Annotated in this window: 21 protein-coding genes and 1 pseudogene; 7 read left to right on the plus strand and 15 right to left on the minus strand. The window is 73.8% G+C overall.

Annotation, left to right across the window (positions count from 1 at the left end):
• The 4 genes from AB0I42_RS32750 to nhaA form a co-directional block, all read right to left on the minus strand.
• On the minus strand, positions 1-258 hold a 258-nt coding region (locus AB0I42_RS32750; protein WP_357543577.1), incomplete at its 3' end, for a DUF3492 domain-containing protein.
• Positions 255-2444, minus strand: coding sequence for a hypothetical protein (locus AB0I42_RS32755; protein ID WP_357543579.1), 2190 nt, complete (start codon positions 2442-2444; stop codon positions 255-257). The genes AB0I42_RS32750 and AB0I42_RS32755, both read right to left, overlap by 4 nt.
• A 238-nt stretch (positions 2445-2682) precedes the next feature.
• On the minus strand, positions 2683-3630 hold the full coding sequence (locus tag AB0I42_RS32760) for a spherulation-specific family 4 protein (protein WP_357543581.1): 948 nt from the start codon (positions 3628-3630) through the stop codon (positions 2683-2685).
• 142 nt (positions 3631-3772) lie between these two features.
• Positions 3773-5068, minus strand: a complete 1296-nt coding sequence (gene nhaA, locus AB0I42_RS32765; RefSeq protein WP_357543583.1) for a Na+/H+ antiporter NhaA — start codon at positions 5066-5068, stop codon at positions 3773-3775.
• A gap of 214 nt (positions 5069-5282) precedes the next feature.
• Here nhaA and AB0I42_RS32770 point away from each other — a divergent pair, with 214 nt between their 5' ends.
• The gene (locus AB0I42_RS32770) at positions 5283-5528 is read left to right on the plus strand and encodes a hypothetical protein (protein WP_357543585.1); all 246 of its coding nucleotides are present in this window, start codon (positions 5283-5285) and stop codon (positions 5526-5528) included.
• A complete protein-coding gene (locus AB0I42_RS32775; RefSeq protein WP_357543631.1) occupies positions 5525-6859 on the plus strand; it encodes a cupin domain-containing protein in 1335 nt (444 codons plus the stop codon). Before AB0I42_RS32770 ends, AB0I42_RS32775 begins: the two co-directional genes overlap by 4 nt.
• Here AB0I42_RS32775 and AB0I42_RS32780 read toward each other — a convergent pair.
• The 5 genes and pseudogenes from AB0I42_RS32780 to AB0I42_RS32800 form a co-directional block, all read right to left on the minus strand.
• Positions 6825-7478, minus strand: coding sequence for a hypothetical protein (locus AB0I42_RS32780; RefSeq protein WP_357543633.1), 654 nt, complete (start codon positions 7476-7478; stop codon positions 6825-6827). The two genes, AB0I42_RS32775 and AB0I42_RS32780, sit on opposite strands and share 35 nt — an antisense overlap.
• Before the next feature lie 145 nt (positions 7479-7623).
• Positions 7624-10323, minus strand: a complete 2700-nt coding sequence (locus tag AB0I42_RS32785) for an FtsK/SpoIIIE domain-containing protein (protein ID WP_357543587.1) — start codon at positions 10321-10323, stop codon at positions 7624-7626.
• Positions 10316-11377 (minus strand): hypothetical protein, encoded by a 1062-nt coding sequence (locus AB0I42_RS32790; RefSeq protein WP_357543589.1) that lies wholly within the window; start codon positions 11375-11377, stop codon positions 10316-10318. Before AB0I42_RS32790 ends, AB0I42_RS32785 begins: the two co-directional genes overlap by 8 nt.
• A gap of 6 nt (positions 11378-11383) precedes the next feature.
• The gene (locus AB0I42_RS32795) at positions 11384-11644 is read right to left on the minus strand and encodes a hypothetical protein (protein WP_357543591.1); all 261 of its coding nucleotides are present in this window, start codon (positions 11642-11644) and stop codon (positions 11384-11386) included.
• 223 nt (positions 11645-11867) lie between these two features.
• Positions 11868-12230 (minus strand): annotated as a pseudogene (locus AB0I42_RS32800) (hypothetical protein); the annotation flags it as partial.
• Between the two features lie 149 nt (positions 12231-12379).
• Between AB0I42_RS32800 and AB0I42_RS32805 the strand changes: the two are divergent.
• Both AB0I42_RS32805 and AB0I42_RS32810 read left to right on the plus strand, forming a co-directional pair.
• The gene (locus tag AB0I42_RS32805; RefSeq protein WP_357543593.1) at positions 12380-14929 is read left to right on the plus strand and encodes an ATP-dependent Clp protease ATP-binding subunit; all 2550 of its coding nucleotides are present in this window, start codon (positions 12380-12382) and stop codon (positions 14927-14929) included.
• Between the two features lie 122 nt (positions 14930-15051).
• Positions 15052-15402, plus strand: a complete 351-nt coding sequence (locus tag AB0I42_RS32810) for a DUF3140 domain-containing protein (RefSeq protein WP_357543595.1) — start codon at positions 15052-15054, stop codon at positions 15400-15402.
• A 344-nt stretch (positions 15403-15746) separates the two neighbouring features.
• Here the strand turns inward: AB0I42_RS32810 and AB0I42_RS32815 are convergent, their stop codons facing one another.
• The 4 genes from AB0I42_RS32815 to AB0I42_RS32830 form a co-directional block, all read right to left on the minus strand.
• A complete protein-coding gene (locus tag AB0I42_RS32815) occupies positions 15747-15989 on the minus strand; it encodes a hypothetical protein (protein ID WP_357543597.1) in 243 nt (80 codons plus the stop codon).
• 161 nt (positions 15990-16150) lie between these two features.
• Entirely contained in the window at positions 16151-17638 is a 1488-nt protein-coding gene (locus AB0I42_RS32820) for a S1 family peptidase (protein WP_357543599.1), read from the minus strand.
• Positions 17639-18163: 525 nt separating this feature from the next.
• Entirely contained in the window at positions 18164-19132 is a 969-nt protein-coding gene (locus tag AB0I42_RS32825; protein ID WP_357543601.1) for a LysR family transcriptional regulator, read from the minus strand.
• Between the two features lie 349 nt (positions 19133-19481).
• On the minus strand, positions 19482-20114 hold the full coding sequence (locus tag AB0I42_RS32830; RefSeq protein ID WP_357543603.1) for a hemerythrin domain-containing protein: 633 nt from the start codon (positions 20112-20114) through the stop codon (positions 19482-19484).
• 211 nt (positions 20115-20325) lie between these two features.
• On the opposite strand from AB0I42_RS32830, the gene AB0I42_RS32835 reads away from it, so the two are divergent.
• Both AB0I42_RS32835 and AB0I42_RS32840 read left to right on the plus strand, forming a co-directional pair.
• The gene (locus AB0I42_RS32835) at positions 20326-21642 is read left to right on the plus strand and encodes a M20/M25/M40 family metallo-hydrolase (protein ID WP_357543605.1); all 1317 of its coding nucleotides are present in this window, start codon (positions 20326-20328) and stop codon (positions 21640-21642) included.
• Positions 21643-21742: 100 nt separating this feature from the next.
• Entirely contained in the window at positions 21743-22435 is a 693-nt protein-coding gene (locus tag AB0I42_RS32840; protein WP_357543607.1) for a hypothetical protein, read from the plus strand.
• Positions 22436-22459: 24 nt separating this feature from the next.
• Here AB0I42_RS32840 and AB0I42_RS32845 read toward each other — a convergent pair whose 3' ends face one another.
• On the minus strand, positions 22460-22651 hold the full coding sequence (locus AB0I42_RS32845; protein WP_212819372.1) for a DUF5703 family protein: 192 nt from the start codon (positions 22649-22651) through the stop codon (positions 22460-22462).
• Between the two features lie 98 nt (positions 22652-22749).
• Positions 22750-23721: an aldo/keto reductase gene (locus tag AB0I42_RS32850; RefSeq protein WP_357543609.1), complete on the minus strand. Its 972-nt coding sequence runs from the start codon at positions 23719-23721 to the stop codon at positions 22750-22752.
• A 199-nt stretch (positions 23722-23920) separates the two neighbouring features.
• Between AB0I42_RS32850 and AB0I42_RS32855 the strand changes: the two genes are divergently transcribed.
• Positions 23921-24973 (plus strand): LLM class F420-dependent oxidoreductase, encoded by a 1053-nt coding sequence (locus AB0I42_RS32855; protein WP_357543611.1) that lies wholly within the window; start codon positions 23921-23923, stop codon positions 24971-24973.
• Positions 24974-25023 lie beyond the last annotated feature (50 nt).

The raw sequence follows: 25023 nt of genomic DNA on the forward strand, positions 1-25023 counted from the left end.
CCCCGCGGCCCCGCCGCCGCGCTCCCCCCCCCGGGGCGCGCGGGGGGGGGGGGCCGGGCGCGCCCCCCATAGCGGGAGCGGGGTGAGCCGGTCGAGGTTGGGCGGTGCCGGCCACAGGGGTCGTTCCGACCCGTCGACCGACAGCGCCACCATCTCCCAGCGGTGTTCGGGCAGACCACGGATGAGCTGGTCGCACCAGACGCTGACCCCGCCCGTCACGTACGGGTAGGTGCCCTCGGACACCAGTGCGATCCTCACGGGCGCAGGCTCGGGGTGAAGGTGACCGTTCCACCCGCCGTCAGCGTGACGGGCGCCGACACGTCCGTGCCGTACGTGCTGAACCCGGTCGTGCGGGCACCGCTGACGGTGACCGTGCCGGCCGCCGGGGAGGTGACCGTGACCTGGTTCGTCGCCCGGTCCCACACCGCGTTCGCGCCGGCGGTGAGCTGGGCGAAGTGGCCGGTACGGGCGGCGGAGAGCGCGCCGAGCGTGCCCCACGCCGGGTTGAGTACCGGGACCTTGTAGTAGTTGCTGTACTTGCCGATCAGGCTGTCCAGCCAGTCGTCGAGCAGGGTCTTGCCGCTGCCGTAGTTGCGCAGGTTGGCGATGTGGAACGTGTGCGTGTAGAGCGAGCCGCTGGTCATGTGGCTCAGCGCCACGTCCGTCTCGTACGACAGCATCTGCGCGTACGTCAGGTCGGTCGGCCAGAACGGGAACTTGCCGTTGGGGCCGTAGAAGGAGTTGTAGAAGTGGGTCTGCTCGGCCGGCGTCGTCGTGTGGTAGGCGATGTTCGTCGGCCAGTCGGGCACCACCCACAGCGCCGGCTCCAGCGGGTGCGCGATCGCGCAGTTGAAGCATGACGGCTGGTGGCTGGGGAACGACATGTTGCCGTGCAGGTACTTGACGCCGGCGTTGCGGGAGGCCAGCAGGAACGCCGGGTTCGACGCCTCCAGGCCGTAGTCGGTCGGCGGGTCGACGTCGTTGTCCGGGTCCGGGTGGTAGACGCCGAGCCCGGAGTACTCGCCGGTCTTCAGCACGGTCCGGTCGACGCTCAGCCCCAGCGTGCCGGCGACGGTGATGTTGTTGTTCACCTCGGCGTAGCTGGTGGCGTAGTTGGTGTGGTTCATCTCCGGGTGGGTGAGCGTGTGGTTGAGCCACCGGAACCGCGGCGACAGGCACCGGGAGGTGGCGGTGAGCTGGGCGACGGTGCCGTTGGGGTAGCACGTGCTGGGTGCGGTCAGGTCGGCGTCGCCGCCGTTGTAGGCCATGTTGATGGTGAAGTTGTTCGCCAGCGGGTAGCGCGACCGCAGCGCGGTCTGCCGCTGGTAGGTGTTGTAGGCGTCGTGCGCCGACATCGAGAAGCCGTCGGGGACGACGGTGCCGTTCGACTGGTAGTGGTCGGCCGAGTTGAACCAGTCGTCGACGTCGACGTTGAGGTAGTGCCGCTGCTCACCGAGGAACAGCCCCCGGCTGGCCCACCGGAACAGGCCGTAGACCAGCAGGTCGGCCTGGAGCAGGTATTCGTTGGAGGTGAACGAGAGCGCCAGGCGCTGGCGACCGTCGGTCGACGGGCTGAGCACGCCGAGCGTGTTGCCGCCACCGGTGAGCACCGGCGTCGCCGTGCAGCCGGCGCGCACGCTGTTGCGGTAGACGTACGAGTCGGTGATCGGGATCTGGCCGTTGGTCTTCAGGTAGTCGAAGATCTGCGAGCCGGCGGTGGTGAGCTGGCTGACCAGCGGGGTGGTGCCGACCGCGCCCTCGCTGACGCCCTGCAGGCAGTAGTCCTCCGGGAAGGTGCCGTAGCTGGCGTAGAGGACCGCCTGGCGCACCGCGTAGTCACGCTCGTACGCCCACAGGGTGTTCCACTCGGTGCCGTCGAACGCGCTGATCCAGTTGCCGTTGTCGGAGTAGAGCAGGCTGGCGCTGCTCAGCAGGATCGCCGAGTAGCGGCCGGTGCCGTCCGGGTTGATCAGATTGGCCGCGGTCAGCGGCGTGCTGCGGGCCAGCAGCACGTCGTAGGCGGCGCCGACCCGGTCGAGCGTCTTCTTCCAGGTGGCCAGCCCGAAGTCGGCGCTGTCGAGCGCGATGACCAGGGCGCGTACCCCGACCTTGTCGGTGACCGCGTTGGTGGCGGCCCGGCCGTCCGGCGACGCCTGCCGGGTGTCGGGTCCGGGGGCGACGCGCAGGCCCTTGTCGATCGGCACCGATCCGCTGACCTTGGGCAGCGGCGCGGGCGGGGTCGGGGCGGGGCGGGCCACGTCGGGCCGTTCGCCGACGCCGACCGGGGGCCGGTTGGGCTTCGGCTTGGTGGCCCCGGCGGACGGGGTGTCGCCGGGTCGTGCGGGTTTGTGCGCCTGTGCCGGTGTCGCGGAGAGTAGCGCCGTGCTGGTGAGGAGGGCGACGCAGCCCACCGCCAGCCGTCTGGCGCGACGGGTAGGAACCATGGGGGAACCTCCGACCGTGAGACGGGAGTGTTGGGTTTCGCCGGAGGGGACGGCGATCCGGGGCCGGCCGGTCGTGTGCACCGACACCGGACGTGGGGAAGCTACCAACGGTCCCAGCATGATCACTTAAAGTAATGTAAAGAAAGTGGTTTGCCGACCGGTCGGCGGACCCGCCTCCACCGAACCGCCGATGTCCGGCTCGGCGGATCATCGCCGGACGTCTCGCCGGGTGGCCCCGTCAGCGCGGCCGGGCCGCCGTGACCGGCACGGCCGGCGGCCCGACCGCGCGGCCGTACGCCGCCGCCAGCTCGGCCCGCCAGTAGTCGTCGTTCGGCAGCCGGTCCCACGGGTGCCGCCGGCCGTCCGGGGTCAGGATCTCGCTGGTGACGTAGACGAAACCCGCGTTGCGCCGCTTGCTGAGAGTGACCGCGCGGTGCATGCTCGCCAGGTCCGGCGCGTCGTAGACCAGGTGCCAGATCCGGTCGGCCGGTACCCACCGCTCCCACGCCGCCGGCCGGTGCGCCAGGTATTCCAGATAGGACCCCTCGAAGGTGACCAGCGTGTCGGCGATCCCCGCGTAGCACCGCTCGGTCGACCGTCCCGGGTTCATCACCACGTACGCCCCGGGGTGGCGGGACCGGATGCGGTCGACGACCGCCCGGTGCAGTTCGACGTACGCGTTGTCCGGGCCGCACAGTGCGGCGGTCTGGTCGAGGAAGATGCCGCCGAGCCCGTCGCCCCCGTACAGGGCGTACCAGTCGTCGACGTCCCGGTCGATCTGGGCCCGCCACGCGGCGAGGTCCGACCCGCCGCCGCCCGCGCCGTCCGGCCGGGTCGAGTGCGACCCCGGCCCGAAGTCGATCCCGAAGTAGCCGGTGTCGACGTAGCCCAGCGGCAGCGTGCCGCCGGCGCGCAGCGTCCGCACCGTCTGCGACCAGGCCGCATGGTGTGGCACCTCGGGGGCGCTGCGCGAGCCGTTCACGACCACGATCCCGGTGGCCGGGGCGGTGGCGGCGAGCCCGTCGAACATCGCCCGGCCGGCGGGCACCGCCGGGGTCCAGTAGGCCGGCACCGCGATCCGCTGTGGACGGCCGGTGGGTTCGGGGCGGTAGAGGCGGGCCACGACCGCCGACACGAGCCCGATCGCGGTGACGCCGGCGACGGTGACCGCCAGTACGCTCCTCATGGTTGCCCCAGTGTTCCCGTCGCGTGGCCGGCGCGTGGCCCGAACGGGCGTACCGCTGCCGTCGATTTCACGATTGGCACGCCTGCATGGCTCCGGTCTACGGCGAATGTCGGTATATGTGCATTCCCGCTTCGCCGTCCGGTCAGGGGCGCTGGAAGACGTCGGGTACGCCGTCGTGGTCCGCGTCGAGCGTCTCCCGCTCGCGCAGCCGGCGGTAGACCCGGTTGCGCCACCGCAGCACCACGGTCGCCAGCAGGGCGGCGCACACCGAGGCGGTCAGCACCGCGGTCTTGGCGTGGTCGGCGGTGGCGCTGCCCGGCGCGAACGCCAGATCGGCGATCAGCAACGAGACGGTGAACCCGATGCCGGCGAGCAGTGACAGGCCGAACACGTCCCACCACGACAGGGTCTCGTCGAGGGTGGCCCGGGTGAAGCGGGCGAGCAGGAAGGTCGCCCCGAGGATGCCGACGACCTTGCCGACCACCAGCCCGAGCGCGATGCCCAGGCCGGCCGGATCGGACAGTGCGGCCGCCAGCCCGCCGCCACCGAGGGTGACGCCCGCGGCGGTCAGCGCGAACACCGGTACGGCCACCCCCGCCGACACCGGCCGCCACCGGTGCTCGAACCGGGCCGACAGGCTCTCCCGGCGACCGCCACGGGCGACCGCCGGCACCGCGAAGCCGAGCAGCACCCCGGCGATGGTCGCGTGCACCCCGGAGGCGTGCATCAGCGCCCAGGCGGTCACCCCCAACGGGACCAGCAGCCACCAGCGGGTGACGCCGCGCCCGGTCAGCAACGCGAAGACGGCGACGACCGCGAGCGCGCCGAGCAGCGGCAGCGGGTGGAGTTCGGAGGTGAAGAACACCGCGATGACGGTGACCGCGAGCAGGTCGTCGACGACGGCGAGGGTGAGCAGGAACGACCGCAGCGCCGCCGGCAGGTGGGTGCCGATGATCGCCAGTACGGCGACGGCGAACGCGATGTCGGTCGCGGTCGGCACCGCCCACCCCTGCGGCGACCCGTCGGCCCGGCTCAGGTTGACCGCCGTGTAGATCAGGGCCGGGGCGACCATGCCGCCGACCGCCGCGACGATCGGCAGCGCCGCCCGGCGCGGCGAGCGCAGTTCGCCCTCGACGAACTCGCGTTTCAGTTCCAGGCCGACCACGAAGAAGAAGATCGCGAGCAGCCCGTCGGCCGCCCAGTCGGCGACCGACAGGTGCAGGTGCAGCGCGTGTGGGCCGAACTCGGCGCCGGTCAGCCGGTCGTACCCGGCCCGCCACGGCGAGTTCGCCCAGAGCATCGCGACCACGGCACCGGCGATCAGCAGCAGGCCGCCGACCGTCTCGCTGCGCAGGGCCCGGCCCACGGCCTGCGCCCGGGACCAGGTGGGCAGGCTGAACAGGCGGTTGCGTGGCGGCTCGGCGGACGGTCGCGGCATCTGGCGGGCTCCTGGTGGCGGGGCGGGGCACGAAGGTCCCGGGACCTTGCCGACCAGACTTCCCGGCACACCGGCGGCAATCATAGACCGCCGGCCACCGGTCACCCCGTCGGCCGGCCGGGCGGCAGGAAGGATATGCCCGGTTTGCCAGAGTTGATCCGGGGGTAGACGGAGTCGGCGCGACGACAGGCGCACGACTTCCCGAGGGGGCACGATGAGTCTCGAAGACGACGACATCCGTACGAGCGGCACCGGCACCCCGGAGGGGCCGGCCGACGGCGGTGCCACGCCCGGCCGGCAGGACGGCGGCGCCGACGGGACCGCCGAGGGACCCGCCGACGGTGGCGCCACGGTCGGGCAGCACGACGGCGGCGCGGACGGCAGCGCCGAGGGACCGGCCGACGGCGGCGCCACCCCGGGCCAGCAGGACGGCGGTGCCGACGGCGGAGCCCGACGCTGAGCGGTCCGGCGCCGGACGGCGTCGACCGTCCGGCGCTCGCCCGGTGCGTCGCCGTACCGCCCGACCGGTTCGCGGACGTCCACTGGGGACGGACACCGCTGCTGTCCCGGGCCGCCGCCCTCGCCGGCCCGGACGGCTTCACCGACCTGCTCGCCCCCGCCGACGCCGACGAACTGCTCAGCCGGCGCGGGCTGCGTACCCCGTTCCTGCGGGTGGCCGGCGACGGCCGGGTGCTGCCGGCCGGCAGCTACACCGGCGGCGGCGGGGCCGGCGCCGAGATCACCGACCAGGTCCTCGACGAACGGGTCCTCGACCTGTACGCCGGCGGCGCCACCCTCGTCCTGCAGGGCCTGCACCGCAACTGGCCGCCACTGATCGACTTCACCCGCCAACTCGGCCTCGACCTCGGGCAGCCGCTCCAGGTCAACGCCTACCTGACCCCGCCCGGCAGCCAGGGCTTCGCCACCCACTACGACACCCACGACGTCTTCGTCCTGCAGGTCGACGGACGCAAACACTGGCGCGTCCACGAACCGGTGCTGCCCGAGCCGCTGGAACGCCAGCCGTGGGGCGGCCACGCCGACGAGGTCGGCGCCGTCGCGCGGGGCGCACCCGTCCTCGACGTCGTACTCGAACCCGGCGACGCCCTCTACCTGCCCCGCGGCTACCTGCACAGCGCCCGCGCCCAGCGGGACAGCTCACTGCACCTCACCGTCGGGGTACGCGCCCTCACCCGCTACGCCCTCGTCGAGGAACTCCTCGGCCTCGCCGCCACCGACCGGCGGCTGCGGGCCACCCTGCCGTTCGGCGTCGACGTCGCCGAACCCGGGCAACTCGCCCCCGTGCTCACCGAAACCGTCGAGGCGCTGCGCGACTGGCTGCGCACCGCCGACCCGGCCCAGGTCGCCGCCCGGCTGCGCGACCGGGCCTGGCCGGCCAGCCGCCCCGCACCGATCCGGCCGCTGGCCCAGGCCGCCGCGATCGACACTCTTCACCCCGACAGCCGCATCGCACCCCGGCCCGCACTGCGCTGGCGCCTCGAACCCGACGGCACCGACCGCGTCGCGCTGCGGCTGCCCGACCGGACCATCAGCCTGCCCCGGTGGTGCGAGCCGGCCGTGCGGGCCGTACTGGCCAGCGGCGGATGCCGGGTCGGCGACCTGCCCGGCCTCGACGACGACGCCGACCGCCTCGTCCTGGCCCGCCGGCTGCTGCGCGAGGCGGTCGCCGTACCCGCGCCGCCGCCGGACACCACGGCGGCCCAGCCGGCGCGGACCACCGCCCGCGAACCGGAACTCAGCGCAACGCCACCAGCAGCATCAGCGTGGTGACCGCACCGGCGACCACCACCACCAGCCCGGCCCGCACATCCAGCGACGCCTGCCGCCGGTCGGCGACCACCCGCGCCGGCGCCAGCCCGACCAGCGGCCCGAGCAGCATCAGCACCAGCGCCAGGAACGGCATCCCGACCGCCACGTCACCGCCGTAACCGGCGCCGGCCGCCCGCGCCGCCAACCCCAGCGCGTACGCGGCCGCCGCACCCAACACCCCCAGGACCGCCAGCAGCGGGTACGTCGACCGGGGCAGCTCCCGGTGCTGCCGGGCCGCGTCCAGCAGATCCCGGACCCGGCGCAACTGCGTCTGCGGATCCTCGTCCCCCGAGCGGGCCGGCGCCGGCGCCCCCGCCGCCAGCCGGGCCGCCGCCGGGCCGAGCCGCTCCCGCAGCTCCTGCCACAGCACCATCGCCCGGGCCTCGGTCTCCTGCGCCTCCTGCCGCGCCACCTCGACCTCGGCCCGGGCCCGCTCCACCTCGTCCTGCGCGGTCTGCACCGCCCGGTCGGCTGCCGCGCACTGCCGGTCGTACCACTGCCGCGCCTCGGTCCGCTGCGCGTCGACCCGCGTGGTCACCTCGGCCAGCCGCCGCAGCAACTGCGGATACGAATCCGGCACGGCGCCCCTTCCACTGCGCTCCGGAGTGCCCTGCTTCAACCAGAGCTGCCCGGTTCCCTCGCTCCGCTCGGTCACGGTGCCCCCTCGCTGCGCTCGCGGGCACCGTGCGCCAACCTGAGCCAGATGGTTCCCTCGCTGCGCTCGGTCACGTGAGTCCGTAGGGGATCAGGACCTGGGCGGTGCGGTGCACGGCCCGGTCGAAGAACAGCCCCCGCCACGGCCGCGGATACCAGTCCGGGCCGCCGGAGCCGCCCGGATAGAGGGCCGACGTCAGCTCGGCGCCCTGCACGTCGAGCGCCACCCACGCCCCGATCTGGTCGGTACGCGACGCCGGCCCGCCCAGGTCGTCCCGCATCCGGGCCACACCGCGCCACCAGGCCAGCACGTGGGTACGCCGCTCCGGCCCGTGGTGCAGCACGTGCCGCAGGTGGGCCAGCCCGGTCGCGCCGTTCACCTGCGCCGACAACTGCCCGGTGGCCGCGTCGACGGCGTACAGCAGCAGGTAGTGCGGCTCGGCGGACCCGGACCCCAGCCCGGCCGCCGTCTCGGCCATCAGTTCGGCCACGCTCTCCTCGTCGTACCAGTTGGCGTCCGGCGACAGCGCCTCGAACAGGCTCCGGGCGGCCAGGTCGGCCTCCGGGTCCAGGCAGGCGATCGAGAAGCGGGCCGTGCCGGGCCGGTGCTGGCGGGCCAGCGACCGGCCGGCGGCGTCGAGCACCGCGCACGCCTCGTCGACCCGGGTGCCGAGGACGGCCAGGTTGCGGCCCGGCGCGCGGGGCAGCCGCATCCCGGCCGACCGCGCCTGTACGTCGATGATCTCGCCGAGCAGCGCGACCGGTCCGCGTCCGGGGGCCGGCGTACCGCCGTCGGCCGGCGGGGCCAGGGCGGCGAAGTCCGGCGCGTCGGCCAGCCTCGGCACCGCGTCGCCGTCGAAGAGACGGGCCGGCGCGGCGTGCGGCGGGCGCATCTTCCACAGCTTGTTCTGCAGCTCGCTCCACGTGCCCCAGTCGCTGGCGCCGGGGATCTTGGCCACCTCGTTGCCCTCGACCAGTCCCGACTCGGCGTTGATCACGGCGTGGTGACGGGGCAGCGACTGGGCCGCGTCGTTGCGTTCGGCGAGGATCCGCAACGCCTTCGGCAGCGCGATCCGCAGCGTGAACTGCGCGACCAGCGCCGGCCGGCCCCACAGCGCCTCGATGCCGCGTACGTCCTGCGACGCCAGCACCAGGTGGATGCCCTGCGACCGGCCCCGCCGGGCCAGGTCCTCCAGCAGGTCGGCGGCCTCGCGGGCGACCGCGTCCCGGCCGGCGAGCAGCATCTGGAACTCGTCGACGACCGCGACGATCCGCGGCCAGCGGCCGTCGGGGTCGACCGCGCGCAGCTCACCGAGCTTGGTCACCTCGTGCCGCTTGGCCGCGTCGGCGCGCCGGCGCAGCTCCTCGGCGAGGAACCGCAGCAGCGCCAGCCCGAACTCCCGGTCGGTGTTGACGTTGATGCCGACCAGTCGCATGTGCGGCAGCCAGCTCGGGTCCCGCTTGCCCTGCGCGAAGCGGGCGAACGACACCCCCTCCTTGAAGTCGAGCAGGTAGAACTCCAGCTCGTCGGGGGAGTAGCGGGCGGCCAGCGACCCGATCCAGGCGTAGATCAGGTTGGTCTTGCCGGTGCCGGACGGCCCGCCGATCAGCGCGTGCGGCGGATAGTCGCCGAGCGTCAGCAGCACCGGCCGGCCGAGCGGGCCGTCGCCGATCGGGGCGGTCAGGCCCGCCGACGACTCCTCACGCCACATCTCGTCGTCGGGCGGCAGCAGGGCGGTGAACGGTGCCGGCGGCGGCCCGGCCGCCACGTGCGCGGCCACCTGCCGGCAGGTCTCGGTGACCAGGACCTGTGGCGGTGCCGGGTCGAGGCGGATCGGCAGGCCGCCGGACCCGTCGCGGGCGGTGCCGAGCCGGGCGCCGTCGCCGTCGACGGCGATCCGGGTGACCGACGGGTCGTCGGGCAGCGCGATCCCGCGGACGACCAGGTGCACGCCGCACGCCGGACCGGTGCGGACCACCCGCTCCAGTTGGGCGCGTTCGTGCCGGGACAGCTCGTCGCCGCCGAGCAGGACCGCGACCCGCCACGGCTCCGGCCGCCGCCCGGTCGCCGCCGCCAGCCGGCGCAGCGAGGCGTGCTCGCCGGCCAGCACCTTCTCGTTGATCCGCCGGATCTGGTCGACGAGGTCGTCGAGCAGCCCGGTCAGCCCGCCCGGCCCGACGAACGTCAGCAGCGCGGCCGGCGCCAGCGGGGCGAACCCGGCCAGCCCGCCGCCGAGATGCTCCGGGTCGTAGCCGGCGAGCCGCACCGCCCCCGGTACGGCGCCGCCGACCGCCCTCAGCAGCAGGGCGGCGACCACGGCGTCCGCGCCGCCCCGGTCGGCGCCCGTCAGGTGTACGTGCCCCCGGTCGAGCAGCGGCACCAGCGCCGGTACGGGCGCGACACCCGGCAGCCGCACCGCGCCGATCCGCAGCGCGCCCGGCGGTTCGTCGTACGGGGCGGGGGTGGCCTGCCACGCCTCCCACGGCGCGCCCGCCGCACCGGGCGCCTCCCGCGCGGCGGCGCCGGCGGCCCGGTCGGCCAGTACGCCGATCCGCTCGCCGTGCCGGTCGTCGATCTCGGCCAGCCGCTGGTCGCGTTCGGCGCCGACCCGGGGCCGGACCCGGGCCGCCGCCGCCCGGGTGCGCGCCAGCCGGTCCTCGGCCTCGTCGAGATCGGCCATGGCGTCCTCGACCCGGTCCCGGGCCGAACCGAGCGCGTCGGCGAGCAGCTCACGGACCCGGGTGGCGAGCTGGGTGCGTACGTCAGCCACCCGAGCCCCCGCCCGTGCGGTCGCCGCCGCGCGGCCACACCCGGGGAGCGTCCGCCTTCGGCGGGGGCGGCTTGCGGGCCGGGCCGGGCCGGGCCGGTTTCGCCAGGCCGGGCGGGGGCGGTTTCGGCGGGCCGGGCGGGGGCGGTTTCGCCGGCCCGGGTTGCGTCGGGGTGGCCTGGCCCGGTGGCGGGGCGCCGTCCTTCGGCAGCACCGACTCCGGGTCGCGGCCGAGGCGTTGCAGCAGCAGGCCGGTCAGCACGCCCGCCGCCACCGCCGGGTCGGCGGGGTTCGTCGGCGGCGCGTCCGGGTCGGTGCGGGGCGGCGGCATCCGGCAGACCCGGGTCAGCACCGTCTCCAGGACCGGCTTGGGCAGGTTCGGCAGCAGGGCCCGCAGCGGGCCGTCGAACGCGTTGCGCAGGCGGTCCAGGTCCTGCGCCCGCGGCGGATGCCCGAGCAGGTCGGTGGCCAGGTCACGCAGCACCGGCGGGGCGGACGCGGCCAGCCCCAGCCCGACCGAGGCGTCGACGCCACGCAGTTCGCGGTGCAGCCGCTCCTTGTCGCCGGACCGTACCCCGGCGGCCACCCGGCGCAGCAGGTCGCCGGCGTCGGTGGCGCCCTTCTCGGTGCCGGGATCGGACTCGTCGGCGCGGCCGGTCAGCTCGCCGACGCGTTCGGACCACCACCGGTGCACCGCCGCCGGCCCCGCCGGGGCGCTCTTCTGCGGTCCGCCGGGTTCCGGCTCGGGCTCCGGTCGCCGCCGCTCGCCGGACGGTACGGGGGCCGGTGGCCGCCCGCCGTCCTGGCCCAGGCCGATGGCGGCCAGGTATCCGGCGAGCTGTTCCTGGGCCAGCCGCAGCGCGTAGCCGGCGCTCTCGGCGTGTTCGGTGGCCGCCGACAGTTCGGGTACGCCCATCGGGTTCGCCGACTCCTGCCGCACCCAGCGCAGCCGGTCACCGGCCTTCTGGAGGTGGTCCAGGGCCCGGGCGACCTGGTCGGCGGGCAGGTCGTCAGCGGCGGCGCGGACCAGCGCCCCGATGTCCTCGATGATCGACATGATGGATCACAGCGTCGCTACGTATAGCTGGGCCTGCTCGACGGCGGCGAGGGTGGCCGACAGGCAGTCCTCCAGCTCCTGGTTCGCCTGCGACAGCGACGCCTGCGCGGCGGTGACCGTCTCGTGGCCGCTGCCCTCCAGCGCCCCGGCCAGGGTCATCTGCGCCTCGTTGAGCCGCTCGCTGGCGCCCTGCACCGCCGCCTGGGCGTCACTGATCTGCTGGAGGGCCGCCTCGATCGCGGATTTCAGCTCAGCAACGCTCGCCACGGAACCTCCTGGGGGCGGGGAGGACTGTCCCCACAACCCTATCCGTTTCCTGCCGGGGCGTCCGGATCAACGGCGCACGCGTCGCGTACCGGCAGGTCCGGCCGGCGTGTCAGCGGCCGCCACGGTTTCCCGACCGTCCATCGTGTTCGGACGCGTCGGCCGCGGGCGGCTCGACCACCGCCGCCGGTCCGGCCGTCGGCGGCGACCCGGCCGCCGGCCGGTCCAGGGCGCGCGGGCCGCGTACGGTGGCGCCCAGCGCCGTCACCCGCTCCCGCAGCCCCCGGTCGGCCGTCACCACCACGCACGGCCGGCCCGCGGTACGCACCAGGTCGACGATCGCGTCGTCGCCCGAACCCGGCGCGGACACCACCGCCACCCCGTCGACCGGCGGCACGTCCCGGGCCGCGCCCTCCACGACCAGCACCACCTCCACCGGCGGCGGCAGGTCCGCCAACCCGCGCGCGGCGAGCCCGGCCAGCCGGTCCCGCAGCCGCGCCGTGGCCCCCGGCCGGTCCCGCCACCAGCCGTCCGGCCGGGACCCGACCACGTTGGCGGCGTCGACGACGAGCAGCACCTGCGTCTCCATACGGCCAGCCTCCCGTACCCCGGCCCCGCCGGCACGGCGCCGCACCGCCGCGCCGGACGCGACGTTTGCGGTCGGCCGAGTCGGGTAGCCCGGCGCAACACCGGCGGCGTGGTCACGGCGGGGCCGCGCCCGTGACGAGGGAACGGCAGATGAGCAGTGGACCGTTGGGACCCGGCGAGCCCGGCAGCGACCCCTGGGACGAGTTCCTGTCCCGATACTTCGGCCGCGGTGAACCCCGCCGTCCGAGCAACCGGGTCGACATCACCCGGTTGATGAGCGCCGACGCCCGCGAACTGCTGACCGACGCCGCCCGGCGGGCCGCCCAGTCCGGCAGCGCCGACCTCGACACCGACCACCTGCTGTGGGCCGCCCTGCAACGGCAGCCGCTGCGGGACCTGGTCCGCCGCGCCGGCGCCGACCCCGACCCCCTCCTCGCCTCGCTCAACGGCCCCGGCGAGGCGCCCCGTGGCGACATCCCGTCGAACATGTCGCTCACCCCGGCCGCCAAGCGGGCCCTGCTCGACGCCCACCAGCTCTCCCGGGCGATCGGCGTCACCTACATCGGACCCGAACACATCCTGATGGCGCTGCCGCTGAACCCCGAGTCACCGGCCGGCCGGATGCTGGCCGCCGGCCGGGTGCAGCCGGAGTCGTTGCAGGCCGCCGGCGCCGAACGTGCCGGCACCCGCAACGGGCACGGCACCCCGACCCTCGACCAGTACGCCCAGGACCTCACCGAACTGGCCCGCGAGGGGCAGATCGACCCGGTCATCGGGCGCGCCGACGAGATCGAGCAGGCCGTGGAGATCCTGTCCCGGCGTACGAAGAACAACCCGGTCCTCATCGGTGAGGCCGGGGTCGGCAAGACCGCCATCGTCGAGGGGCTGGCCCAGCGCATCACCGACGGCGAGGTGCCACAGACCCTGGTCGGCATGCGGGTCGTGCAGCTCGACCTCGCCGGCCTGGTCGCCGGCACCCGCTACCGCGGCGACTTCGAGGAGCGGCTCAAGAAGGTCATCGACGAGATCCGCGAGCACGGCGAGGAGCTGATCGTCTTCCTCGACGAGCTGCACACCCTGGTCGGCGCGGGCGGCAGCGGCGCCGAGGGCGGGATGGACGCCAGCAACATGCTCAAGCCGGCGCTCGCCCGTGGTCAGCTGCGGGTGGTCGGGGCGACCACGCTCGACGAGTACCGCCGGCACATCGAGAAGGACGCGGCGCTGGCCCGCCGCTTCCAGGCGGTCGTGGTCCCGGAGCCGAGCGTCGAGGACACCGTCGCGATCCTGCGTGGCCTGCGTGACCGCTACGAGGCCCACCACCAGGTGCGGTTCACCGACGAGGCGCTGGTCGCCGCCGCCGAACTGTCCGACCGGTACGTCACCGACCGTTTCCTGCCGGACAAGGCCATCGACCTCATCGACCAGGCCGGAGCGCGGGTACGGCTGCAGACCCGCACGCCCGCCGCCGACGTACGCGACCTCGAACGGCAGGTGGAGCAGCTCAAGCGCGACAAGGACCAGGCGGTCGCCGACGAGCAGTACGAGCGCGCGTCGTCGCTGCGCGACCGGCTGCGCGAGGCCCGCGACCGGTTCGAGACCGCCCGCGGCGGCGGCGACGGCCGGGTGCCGCAGGTACGCACCCAGGAGATCGCCGAGGTCGTGTCCCGGGCCACCGGCATCCCGGTCAACCAGCTCACCGAGGAGGAACGCGACCGGCTGCTGCGGCTGGAGACCCACCTGCACGAGCGGGTCGTCGGGCAGGACGACGCGGTCACCGCGGTCGCCGAGGCGGTCCGCCGGTCGCGTACCGGACTGGCCGACCCGGACCGGCCGATGGGCAGCTTCCTGTTCCTCGGCCCGACCGGCGTCGGCAAGACCGAGCTGGCGCGGGCGCTGGCCGAGGCGCTGTTCGGCGAGTCGGAGCGGATGGTGCGCTTCGACATGAGCGAGTTCCAGGAGAAGCACACCGTCAGCCGGCTGGTCGGCGCGCCGCCGGGCTACGTCGGCTACGAGGAGGCCGGGCAGCTGACCGAGGCGGTGCGCCGCCGCCCGTACGCGGTCGTGCTCTTCGACGAGATCGAGAAGGCCCACCCGGACATCTTCAACATCCTGCTCCAGGTGCTCGACGAGGGACGGCTGACCGACAGCCAGGGGCGGACGGTGAACTTCCGCAACACGGTCATGATCATGACCAGCAACCTCGGCTCGGACCTGATCACCGGCAGCCGGCGCAGCGTCGGCTTCGGCACCGACGGCGAGGGCGGGGGAGAGGACCGCGACCTGCGGGAGCGGCTGATGCGCCTGCTCCAGGAGTCGTTCCGGCCGGAGTTCCTCAACCGGATCGACGAGGTGATCATCTTCCGCCGGCTGGAGGCGCAGCAGTTGCGCCAGATCACCGAACTGATGCTCGACGAGACCCGGCGGCGGCTGCACGCCCAGAACATCAACGTCGACCTCACCCAGGCCGCGATCGACTGGATCGCCGAGCACGGTCACGAACCCCGCTTCGGGGCGCGGCCCATGCGCCGGACGATCCAGCGCGAGGTCGACAACCGGCTGTCCCGGATGCTGCTCGACGGGACGCTGTCGGCCGGCCAGCGGGTACGCGTCGACGCCCGCGACGGCGAGCTGGTCTTCGACGTCTCGGGTACCGAGGCGGCCGGCCGCCACCCCGAACCCGCCTCGATCTCCGGCCGCTGACCGCCGCCCCGTTCCCCGCTCCTCTCCTTTCGGCGATCTTGCAGTTGTCTCCCCCTTCTGACCTGGTTTGTCGGGCGACAAGCGCAAGATCGCGGGGGAGTGGGCCTGACGACAGGAGTGACATGCCCACACCGGACCGCACCGACCCGGAGGTCAACGAACTCTGGGACGAGTTCCACGCGTACGTCAACGTCGACTCCGGGCAGCTGCGGAACTGGCTGCTGGTCCGGGCCTCCGACGAGGACGGGTTTCCCGGCCCGCCCGAGCAGACGATGCCGCAGCCGGGCGGGGCGATCCTCGGCATCCTCGGCCGGCGCAAGGTCGACCTGACCAACGGCGACCTCGACGTCATGCGGACGACCGTGGAGCAGATCCAGGACCTGCTCGCCGACCGGCCGGAGGAGGGCGCCGGCAACGACCAGTGGCGCCACGCCCTCCTGGACCTCGGCCACGACCCCCTACGCGCAACCTGACCCGCCCACGCCCCGACGCCCGTCACGCCGAGCGCGCCCGTCACACCGAGCGGCCGTCGATCACGCCGAGCGCCCGTCACGCCGAGCGCGTTGATCAAGGAGAAGTTGTGCGACAAATCCGTACGGGGCGGGCACGGTTTGTCCTCGATCGCGTCGCGAACGCGGAGTGCTCCGCGCGCACCCGACGGCGCGACCCTGATCAAGGACAAGTTAGGCGACGAATCACCGCGAACCGGGCACGCCTTCTCCTTGATCGGCGCCGCCGTCGGGGGGACGCGGCGCCGCAGGGCGCCTCGGACGCGGGACGCCCCGGACGGGGGCGGCGGGGCCGGACGTACGGAGGGTCAGGCGGATCCGAGGCTGGGCAGTTCCAGGCCGAGGGCGTCGGTGGCGGCCGTCCGTTCGGCACGGATCGCTTCCTCGCGGGCGACGAGGGTCGCGTACTCGGTGATGTGTGGCGGCTCCGGTACGGCCGGCAGCCGACGCAGGAACGCCTCCACGTCCCGGGCGGCGGCGGTGTGTGCGGCGGCCGCCCGGCGGGCGGTGGCCAGCGTGCCGGTGTCGTCGGGCGGCTCTGTCTGCGTCATGTCACGGGCCATACCCGGTCGGCGCCCGTTCGCACCCGCCGCCCGGCTCCGTCCCGTCCCGGGGCACGGCAAGATCCGCGTGATCAGGGGCCGCAGTGGTCGACGCGCCGACGACACGAGCGACTTGATCCCTGATCACGCGGATCTTGGGGCGGGGGGCGTTACGGGTTGGTCAGGCCCAGGGTGTAGCTGCCGGAGCCGCTGTACGCGTGCACCCGGTAGCGGTAGTAGCCGGCGGTGCCGGAGTAGGTGACCGTCTCGTCCGGGCCGGTCGAGGTGCCGCTGGCCACGTTCAGCCAGCTGGCGCCGTTCCACTTCTGCAGGTACAGGTCGAAGTCGGTGCCGTTCGGCCCGTCCAGGCAGCCGCGGTGCTGGCCCGACGTCGACGAGTAGTAGTACGTGCCGCCCGGCTGGTAGGCGTTGCCGCCGCTGCTCAGCGAGCCGGTGTACGTGAACTCGTGGCCGCTGCACCCGGTCGGCGGGTTCGGGTTGCCGCCGGTCGACGTACGCAGGGTCAGCCCGTACGCCGACAGGATCTCGTTCAGCGGCTGGAAGTACGTCGTACCGCCGACGGAGCAGTTGCCGGAACCGCCGGAGGTGACGCCCTGCGCCTGCTGGCCGGCGAGCCACGAGCCGCCGGAGTCGCCCGGCTCGGCGCACGCGGTGGTCCGGGTCAGGCCGCTGACCGTGCCCTCGGCGTAGTAGACGGTGGAGTTCTTGGCCTGGACGGTGCCGCACCGCCAGCCGGTGGTGGAGCCGGAGCGGCAGACCGACGCGCCGACGGCGGCCTCGGTGTTACCGGCGACGATCACGTTGCCGCCGGCGTAGTTGTTGACCCACGGCTGCGGGGTCCAGTTGGAGTTCGTCTGCACCCAGGCGTAGTCGTTGCCGGGGAACGACGAGCCGCGGAACGTGCCCTGGGAGACGTTGTTGTAGCCCTGGGTGGGGGTGCCGACGGTGCCGCAGTGGCCGGCGGTGACGAAGCCGCCGGTGACCGAGAAGCCGACCGAGCAGCGGCCGCCCATGTAGTAGGCGTCGCCGCCGCGTACGTCGTACAGCGTCTTCGGGGCCTCGGTCGAGGCGACGACCCGGACGGCGGCCGCGTCGACACCACTGGCCTTGACGAAGTCCGCCGCCGCGGCGGCACCGCCGCGGGCGAGGACGACGACGGTGTTGGTGGCGACGTCGACGTACCAGCCGGCGACCGAGGTGGCGGAGGTCTTGGCGGCGCTGCCGTCCAGCTTCGCCTTGACCGCGTCGAGCTGGGCGATGCTGCGGCTGACGATCCGGGCCTCGGCGCCGGCGGCGCGGACCTTCGCGGCCTGCTTGACGTCGGTGACGGCGACGACGAACGAGGAGGCGTCCGCGGTCAGCCAGGCGCCGCCGAACGTGCCGCCGAGCGTCTTGCGCAGGTCGGCTTCGGTACGGCTGGCGGTGGCGTCCTTGGCGAGCCGGGTGCGGGCCTGCTCGGCGGTGAGGCCGAGGTCGCGCTGCATCGCGGCGAACATCTCCGGCGAGGCGGCGTCGACGGCCGCCGGTGCGGGGGCGGCGTCACGGTCGGGGGCGGCGGCGGCCGGCGTGCTTGTGGCGGCGAGCACGCCGATGGGCAGCAGGAGTACCGCTGCCGCCGCGGCGAGGTGTCGGTTCATCCGTTTTCTCCTTCTCCAGACAGAGGAGGCGTGGGGGATCCGGCGAAGCCGGGGACGCACCCGCCTCGGGGAGCGGGTGTGGGGTTGGCCCGGTCGGGGTTTGTCGCGGCCCGGTCCGGACGGCCGTGGGGGTCGCGGTCGTCGCGTGTACGGCCGTCGGGGTACGGCTGTCGGATGGATGGCCGTCGGGCTCGCGGCGGCCGGGCGGACGACCGCGGGGATACGGCCGTCCCGGTGGGCGGCCGTGGGGGTGGACGGCCGCCCGGTCGATAGAAATCGATCTAGGGGCACCGTCAACTTAACGGTGGTTAATCGGCGTGGGTATATATCACCTGGCTCATACCATCGTCGATCACGACAGGGTCCCGACCCGCGACAGGGGGCAGCGCACGGCGCCGGCGCGATGTGACGCGCGGCGCGGGGTGACGCGGACGGCGAGACGACGCGGACGGCATCGGGCGCGGGCCCGCGACCGTGCCGGGGCGGCGCCCCCGGATCGGGGCGCCGGTCGCCGGGCGGGACGGGTCAGGCGGCCGCCATCTGCTGTACGCCGAACGTCGGGTTCTGCCGCAACCACGTGCGGTAGAGGGTGTTGCGGTCCAGTGAATCGCTGTAGGCGTTCATGGCATGCCCGAACACCTGGTCGGCGATCCGGGCCGCGGGCGCGTCGGGGTGCCAGCCGAGCAGCAGCCGCCAGCGCAGCGGGGCGCCGGCCAGCGGCCGGACCACCAGGCCACTGACCGCCCGGTAGGTGGCCTGGCACAGGGCCACCGCCTCGCCGGCGTCGACGAGGTCGATGCAGGCCCGGATGTCGGTCTCGTAGATCTTGCGGGGGGTGAATCCGGCGCGGGCGCAGGCGGTGGCGAAGCACTCGCCGAAACAGCCGTCGCCGGGTGCGGCCACCCACTGCTCGTCGGCCAGGGCGTCGAGCGGGACCTCGGCGGCGGTGGCGAGCGGGTGGGCCTCGGGCAGCATGACGAAGATGGGGTCGATGGCGACCGCCCGCCAGGTCAGGGCGTACTCGGCGGACGGTGTCGCGTCGCCGCAGACGCCGGCCAGCACGTAGTCCAACCGTCCGCCGAGGACCATCTGCGCGAGTTCGTCGACGTACCAGGAGGCGTAGGTGCTGAGTTGGGCGTGCGGCTGGTCGGCGGCGAGCCGGTGCACGAGCCCGCCGAGGATCGGACTGTTGGCCCCGCCGAACCGGTAGCTCATGGCGGTGCCGGTGCCGGCGAGCCGGGCGGCCTCGTCCTGCAGTCCCTTCATGGCGGGCAGCAGTACCCGGGCGCGGGCGAGCACCAGTTCGCCGAGGGCGGTCGGGCGGGCGCCACGACGGTCGCGTTCGAACAGTGGCCCGCCGAGCGTCCGTTCGATGCGTTGCAGTTGTGCGGTGAGGGCCGGCTGCGCCAGCCCGAGCATGGAGGCGGCCTTCGTGACGCTGCCCGTCTCCGCGATGGCGCAGACCACCTTCAGGTGACGCAGCTCCAGGTTCATATCGTGACGGTAGGACCTTCATGGGATCGACGGGAAGACCTTCGGCCAATGAAAGATCCCCCGAACGAAAAGTGAAAAGTAACCGAACGGACACCATGGAGCATCGCAACGTGGGGTGTGGGCTACGTACGGTGATGGTCTCGCGGTGGGCGTGGTCGAAAACGTCCAGCCGGTATCGTGTGACAGTGATGAATATTTCGCGCCGGAGGGTGTAACACGGCAGCTTTTGTGGATACCGTCCGGCGCGGTCACCGCGCGTCAGTGGATCCTCCGGGGTGTCCGACGACCACGAAAAAATTCTGTCGGATTGCCACCCGTTCGGGTGACATCCCCGTGCCCGTGGGGCGGCCTAGGTCAGATCCTCCGGGTACGTCGTCCGGCCACCCGCCGCGTCCCGCACCTTGTCCACCACCCCGAGCGCCGGCTCGACGACCTTGTTCCACGGCGGGGTGTGCGGGGCGCCCGGGTGCGGCCGGGTCGGCGCGGCCTCCTCGGCGATCTCGACCCGGTTGCCCAGCCTGATCAGGTCCTCCATCGTGGACACCTCGAACAGCCTGGGGAACAGCATGCTGTCGGCGGCGCGGACGTGCCGGTCGAGCCGGGCGCCGACGTCACCGGTCAGTTCCGCGAACCTCGGGTCGTCGTCGGCGGCGCCCTCCAGCGCCCGCAGCGCCTCCAGCAGTTCGACGTCGGCCGCGACCTCGCGCCCGGCGAGCTGGTCGCCGTCGCCGAACGCGGCCCGCAGCCTCGGATACAGGTACTGCTCCTCCGCCGACAGGTGCCGGCTCAGCGTGGCGGTCAGCACCTCGACCAGGTCACGCCGCCGGTGCGTCGCACCCGTGGACGACACCGTGCTGTCGGCGAGCTCGCGGCACAGCGCGGTGATCCGGTCGTGTTCCTCGGTGAGCACCTCGACGATGCTGCGGCCACCCGGGTCGTGCGCCGCGTCGTCGCCGGCGTGCGGCAGCGGCGGCAGGGTCATGCCCCCACCTCGCGTTGCTCGGTCATGCGTACCCTCCCGGGTTCGGTCGGCCGGCGGTGCCGGCCGATGACGGCCCCGCGATACCCCCGCCCGCGACCACCGAAACCCCGGCCCGGACAGCGCCCGGACCGGGGCCGGCGCGGGCGCCGACCCGACCCGCCCCGTGATCCCGGCGGCGACGGCGGCACCCCCCGACTGGTAAGAAGAGCGCATGACCCTCCGCCATCCCGCACCGACCGACGAGGTCGTCGAACTGTGCCGTGACCTGTTGCGCATCGACAGCACCAACACCGGCGACACCCGGACCAGCGCGGGGGAGCGGGTGGCCGCCGAGTACGTCGCCGGCAAGCTCGCCGAGGTCGGCGTCGAACCCACCATCCTGGAGACCGAACCCGGCCGGACCAACGTCGTCGCCCGGATCCCGGGCACCGACCCCGGACGCGACGCCCTGCTCGTGCACGGCCACCTCGACGTGGTGCCGGCCGACCCCGCCGAGTGGTCGGTGCACCCGTTCTCCGGCGAGGTCCACGACGGCTACGTGTGGGGCCGCGGCGCGATCGACATGAAGGACTTCGACGCGATGACGCTCGCGGTGGTCCGCGACTGGCAGCGCACCGGCGTACGCCCGCCCCGCGACATCGTGCTCGCCTTCACCGCCGACGAGGAGGCCGGCAGCGACCTCGGCGCGCACTTCCTCGTCGAGCGGCACCCGGAGCTGTTCGAGGGCTGCACCGAGGCGGTCGGCGAGGTCGGCGGCTTCTCCTACACCGTCAACGACAACCTGCGCCTCTATCTGGTCGAGACCGCCGAGAAGGGCATCGAGTGGCTGCGCCTGCACGCCCGCGGCCGGCCCGGCCACGGCTCGATGATCCACGACGACAACGCGGTGACCGCGCTGGCCGAGGCGGTCTCCCGGGTCGGCCGGCACCGCTTCCCGCTGGTGGTCACCCCGACCGTACGGGCGTTCCTCGAGGAGGTCTCGGCGGCGCTCGGTGTCGAGCTGGACCCGGACGACCCGGAGACCGCGATCGCCAAGCTCGGCCCGATCGCCAACATCATCGGTGCCACGGTCCGGCACACCGCCAACCCGACCCGGCTCGAGGCCGGCTACAAGGACAACGTGATCCCCGGCCGGGCCACCGCCACCATCGACTGCCGGACGCTGCCCGGTGACGCCGACGAGTTCATCGCCCAACTGCGCGAGGTGATCGGCCCCGACCTGGAGATCGAGCACATCCAGCGGCAGCCGGCGGTGGAGACCACCTTCGACGGTGCGCTGGTCGACGCCATGGCCGCCGCCCTGCGGGCCGAGGACCCGGGCGCCCGCGCGGTCCCCTACATGCTCTCCGGCGGCACCGACGCCAAGGCGTTCAACCGGCTCGGGATCCGCTGCTTCGGCTTCGCGCCGCTGCGCCTGCCGGCCGATCTGAACTTCTCGGCGCTCTTCCACGGCATCGACGAGCGGGTACCGGTCGACGGACTACAGTTCGGCGTGCGGGTGCTCGACCGGTTCCTGCGGGCAAGCTGATTCCGCCCACCCGCTCAAATCCGCCCACCCGCTCATTCCGCCCACCCGCGCAATTCCCCGCCCCACCCGCACAAACCCACTCGAAGGGACAGTCAACACCATGACCGACCAGTACGCGGAGCTCGACTCCGCCCTGGAACGGGTTGTCGAGGCCGCCCGGGGCCATCTCGCCGCCGTCAAGGCCGCCCAGGGGCGCATCGACGACGACAACGTCTGGCAGGCGTACGTCGCCCTCAACAACGCCTCCTACGCCTACGACGAGCTGCTGCTCGACGCGTTCGGCGAGGTGACGCCCTGGGACGTCGACCTGATCGACCCGGACGAGGTCGACGAGCGCTTCGCGGCCGGCGGGGCGGGCGGCGCCGAGGCGACCGACCCGCACCCCCGTGTCGTGTCGGTACGCCAGCGCCGCGACTACCGGGTGCCGAGCACCGCCGCCCTGCTGCGGGTCGCCGACGCGGCCCGCCGGGCCGGTACCCCCGACGACGTGGAGCCGGAGCCGGTGGAGAACGTCGGCGAGGCGGTGCTGGAGCTGCTGCAGAGCGGCGACGGTTCGCTCGCCGGGCTCGACGTGCCCGAGTTGGAGCCGCTCGACGGGGTCGTGCTGGTCAGCGAGATCGACGCGCCGCTCGACGTGGAGTCGTTCAGCGACGACGACAGCTCGCAGCTCTTCCAGGAGGGGCCCACCGACGTGCTGGTCGGCCGGCTCGACGAGCACCCGATGCTCTCCGACGAACTCGACCATGACCACGACCACCCGCACGACCACCCGGCGGCCCGGCCCGGCCGCTAGCCCGGGCCCCCCGAACGGGGGATGTCAGTAGGACAGGCCCGGTTGCGACTTGTTGACCACGCGGCGACGCAGCACCACCTGCCGCGTGCCGTCCCGGAAGAGTCGCACCCGGGCCAGTTCCCAACCGGAATACTCGGCCTGGATCGCCAGCTGCGCCGCGGCGGTCACCCGGTCGACATTCGGCGGTAACCGCAGCGGCGCGTATTCGTAGTCCATGTGTTCCATCCTGCCGACCGCCGTTGCCGCTGACCAGTCCCGCGATTGTGGGCTCGGCGACGGAAAACGGCGGGCCCGCGCGGGCCCGGTCCAGACGGTCAGCCGTCGCGCTCGGGATAGCCGACCGGAACCGCCGACACGTCGTCGAGCGCCGCCGCGATCTCCACCGGCAGCGTCATCTGCTCCACCTGCAACGCGCCGAGCAGTTGCCCGACGGTCCGGGCGCCCAGGATCGGCGCCACCACCCCGGGCCGGTCGCGTACCCAGGCCAGCGCCACCTCGGCCGGCGAGACGCCGAGACCGCCGGCGGCGGTGGCCACCGCCTCGACGATGCTGGAGCAGCGCGGCTCCAGGTAGGTGGCGACGAACCGTTCCAGGTGTGCCGACGCGGCCCGCGAGTCGGCCGGCCGCCCGTGCCGGTACTTGCCGGTCAGCACCCCGCGCCCGAGCGGCGACCAGGGCAGCACGCCGAGCCCGAGTTCGGCGCAGGCGGGCAGCACCTCGCGCTCGATGCCGCGTTCGAGCAGCGAGTACTCCATCTGCGCGGCGACCACCGGCGCCCGGCCCGGGAACGCCGCCTGCCAGGTCGCGGCCCGCGCCGTCTGCCAGCCGGAGAAGTTCGACACCCCGACGTAACGCACCCGGCCGCTGGCCACCGCGTGGTCCATCGCCGCGAGGGTCTCCTCCAGCGGCGTGTCCGGGTCGTAGCCGTGGATCTGCCACAGGTCGACGTGGTCGGTGCCGAGCCGGCGCAGCGACGCGTCGAGGGTACGCAGCAGGTGCCCCCGCGACCCGTCGCGCCGCCGCCCGGTGCCCGGACGCAGGCCGGCCTTCGTGGCGATGAGCAGCTCGTCGCGGGGCACCAGGGCGTCGAGCAGCGACCCGATCACCGACTCGGCGTCGCCGTCGCCGTAGACGTCGGCGGTGTCGACCAGATTGCCGCCAACCTCCAGATAACTCTTCAACTGGGCGGCCGCGTCGTCGGCGTCGGTGTCCCGACCCCAGGTCATGGTGCCGAGCGCGAGCCGCGAAACCGCCAGCCCGCTTCGGCCGAGCGGTCGCTGTTGCATGGTTGAACTTTATTCAGAACATCGCGTCACCAACATCCTTGCTTGCGTCGCATACCCGGCGGTACGCCACGCCCGGGACGGACCGGTGACCGGTGGGCGGTCGACCCGTCCCGGTTGCGTACTCTGATGCGACTTGTGCGCGCGGCCGGGCGTCCCGTCGGGGCGTCGCGTCGTACCGCCGCGAAACGGGGAGGATTGCGTGCGACTCGGGCTCAACCTCGGATACCAGACCGCGTGGAGCACACCCGCGCACCATCTGGCGCTGGCGCGCGAGGCCGACCGGCTCGGCTACTCGGTGGTGTGGGCGGCCGAGGCGTACGGCTCGGACTCGCCCAGCACGCTGGCCTGGCTGGCCGGGCAGACCGAACGCATCGGGCTCGGCTCGGCCGTGATGCAGATCCCGGCCCGGACCCCGGCGGCGACCGCGATGACCGCCACCACCCTCGACGCGATCTCCGGGGGCCGGTTCCACCTCGGGCTCGGCGTCTCCGGCCCGCAGGTCTCCGAGGGCTGGCACGGCGTACGGTTCGCCAAGCCGCTGGCCCGCACCCGCGAGTACGTCGACATCGTCAAGCTGGCGGTGGCCCGCAAGCAGGTCGAGTACGCCGGCGAGCACTACCGGCTGCCGCTGCCCGACGGCCCCGGCAAGGCGCTGCGGCTGGGCTTCCACCCGCCGCGCGAGCACATCCCGATCTACCTCGCCGCGGTCGGCCCGAAGAACCTCGAACTCGCCGGCGAGATCGCCGACGGCTGGCTCGCCGTCTTCTTCGCGCCCGAGTTCGCCGGCGAGCAGCTCGCCGCCGTACGCGCCGGACGGGCGACCGCCGGCACCGACCTGGCCGGGTTCGACGTGGTGCCGAGCGTGCCGCTGGTCGTCGGCGACGACGTCGACGCCTGCGCCGACCTGGTCCGCTGGTACGCCGCGCTGTACGTCGGCGGGATGGGCAGCCGGAAGCAGAACTTCTACAACGACCTCGCGGTCCGGATGGGCTACGGCGACGCGGCCCGCGAGGTGCAGGACCTCTACCTCGACCGGCGGCACCGGGACGCGGCGGCGGCCGTTCCCCGCGAGTTCATCGACCGGACGTCGCTGATCGGGCCGAAGGAGCGGATCGCCGACCGGATGCGCGAGTTCGCCGCGGCCGGGGTGACGACGCTGTCGGTGTCGCTGTTCGTCGCCGACCCGGAGGCCGGGGTCGCCACCCTGCGCACCGCCGCCGAGGCGCTGGAACTCGCCGGGGTGGGCGAATGAGCGTGCCGGTCGGGGGAATCGGTGTGCGTGGTCGCGGGTCCGTGGCCACC

Origin of the sequence: Polymorphospora sp. NPDC050346 (genome assembly GCF_040655695.1) — a bacterium.
Lineage (GTDB): Bacteria > Actinomycetota > Actinomycetes > Mycobacteriales > Micromonosporaceae > Polymorphospora > Polymorphospora lycopeni.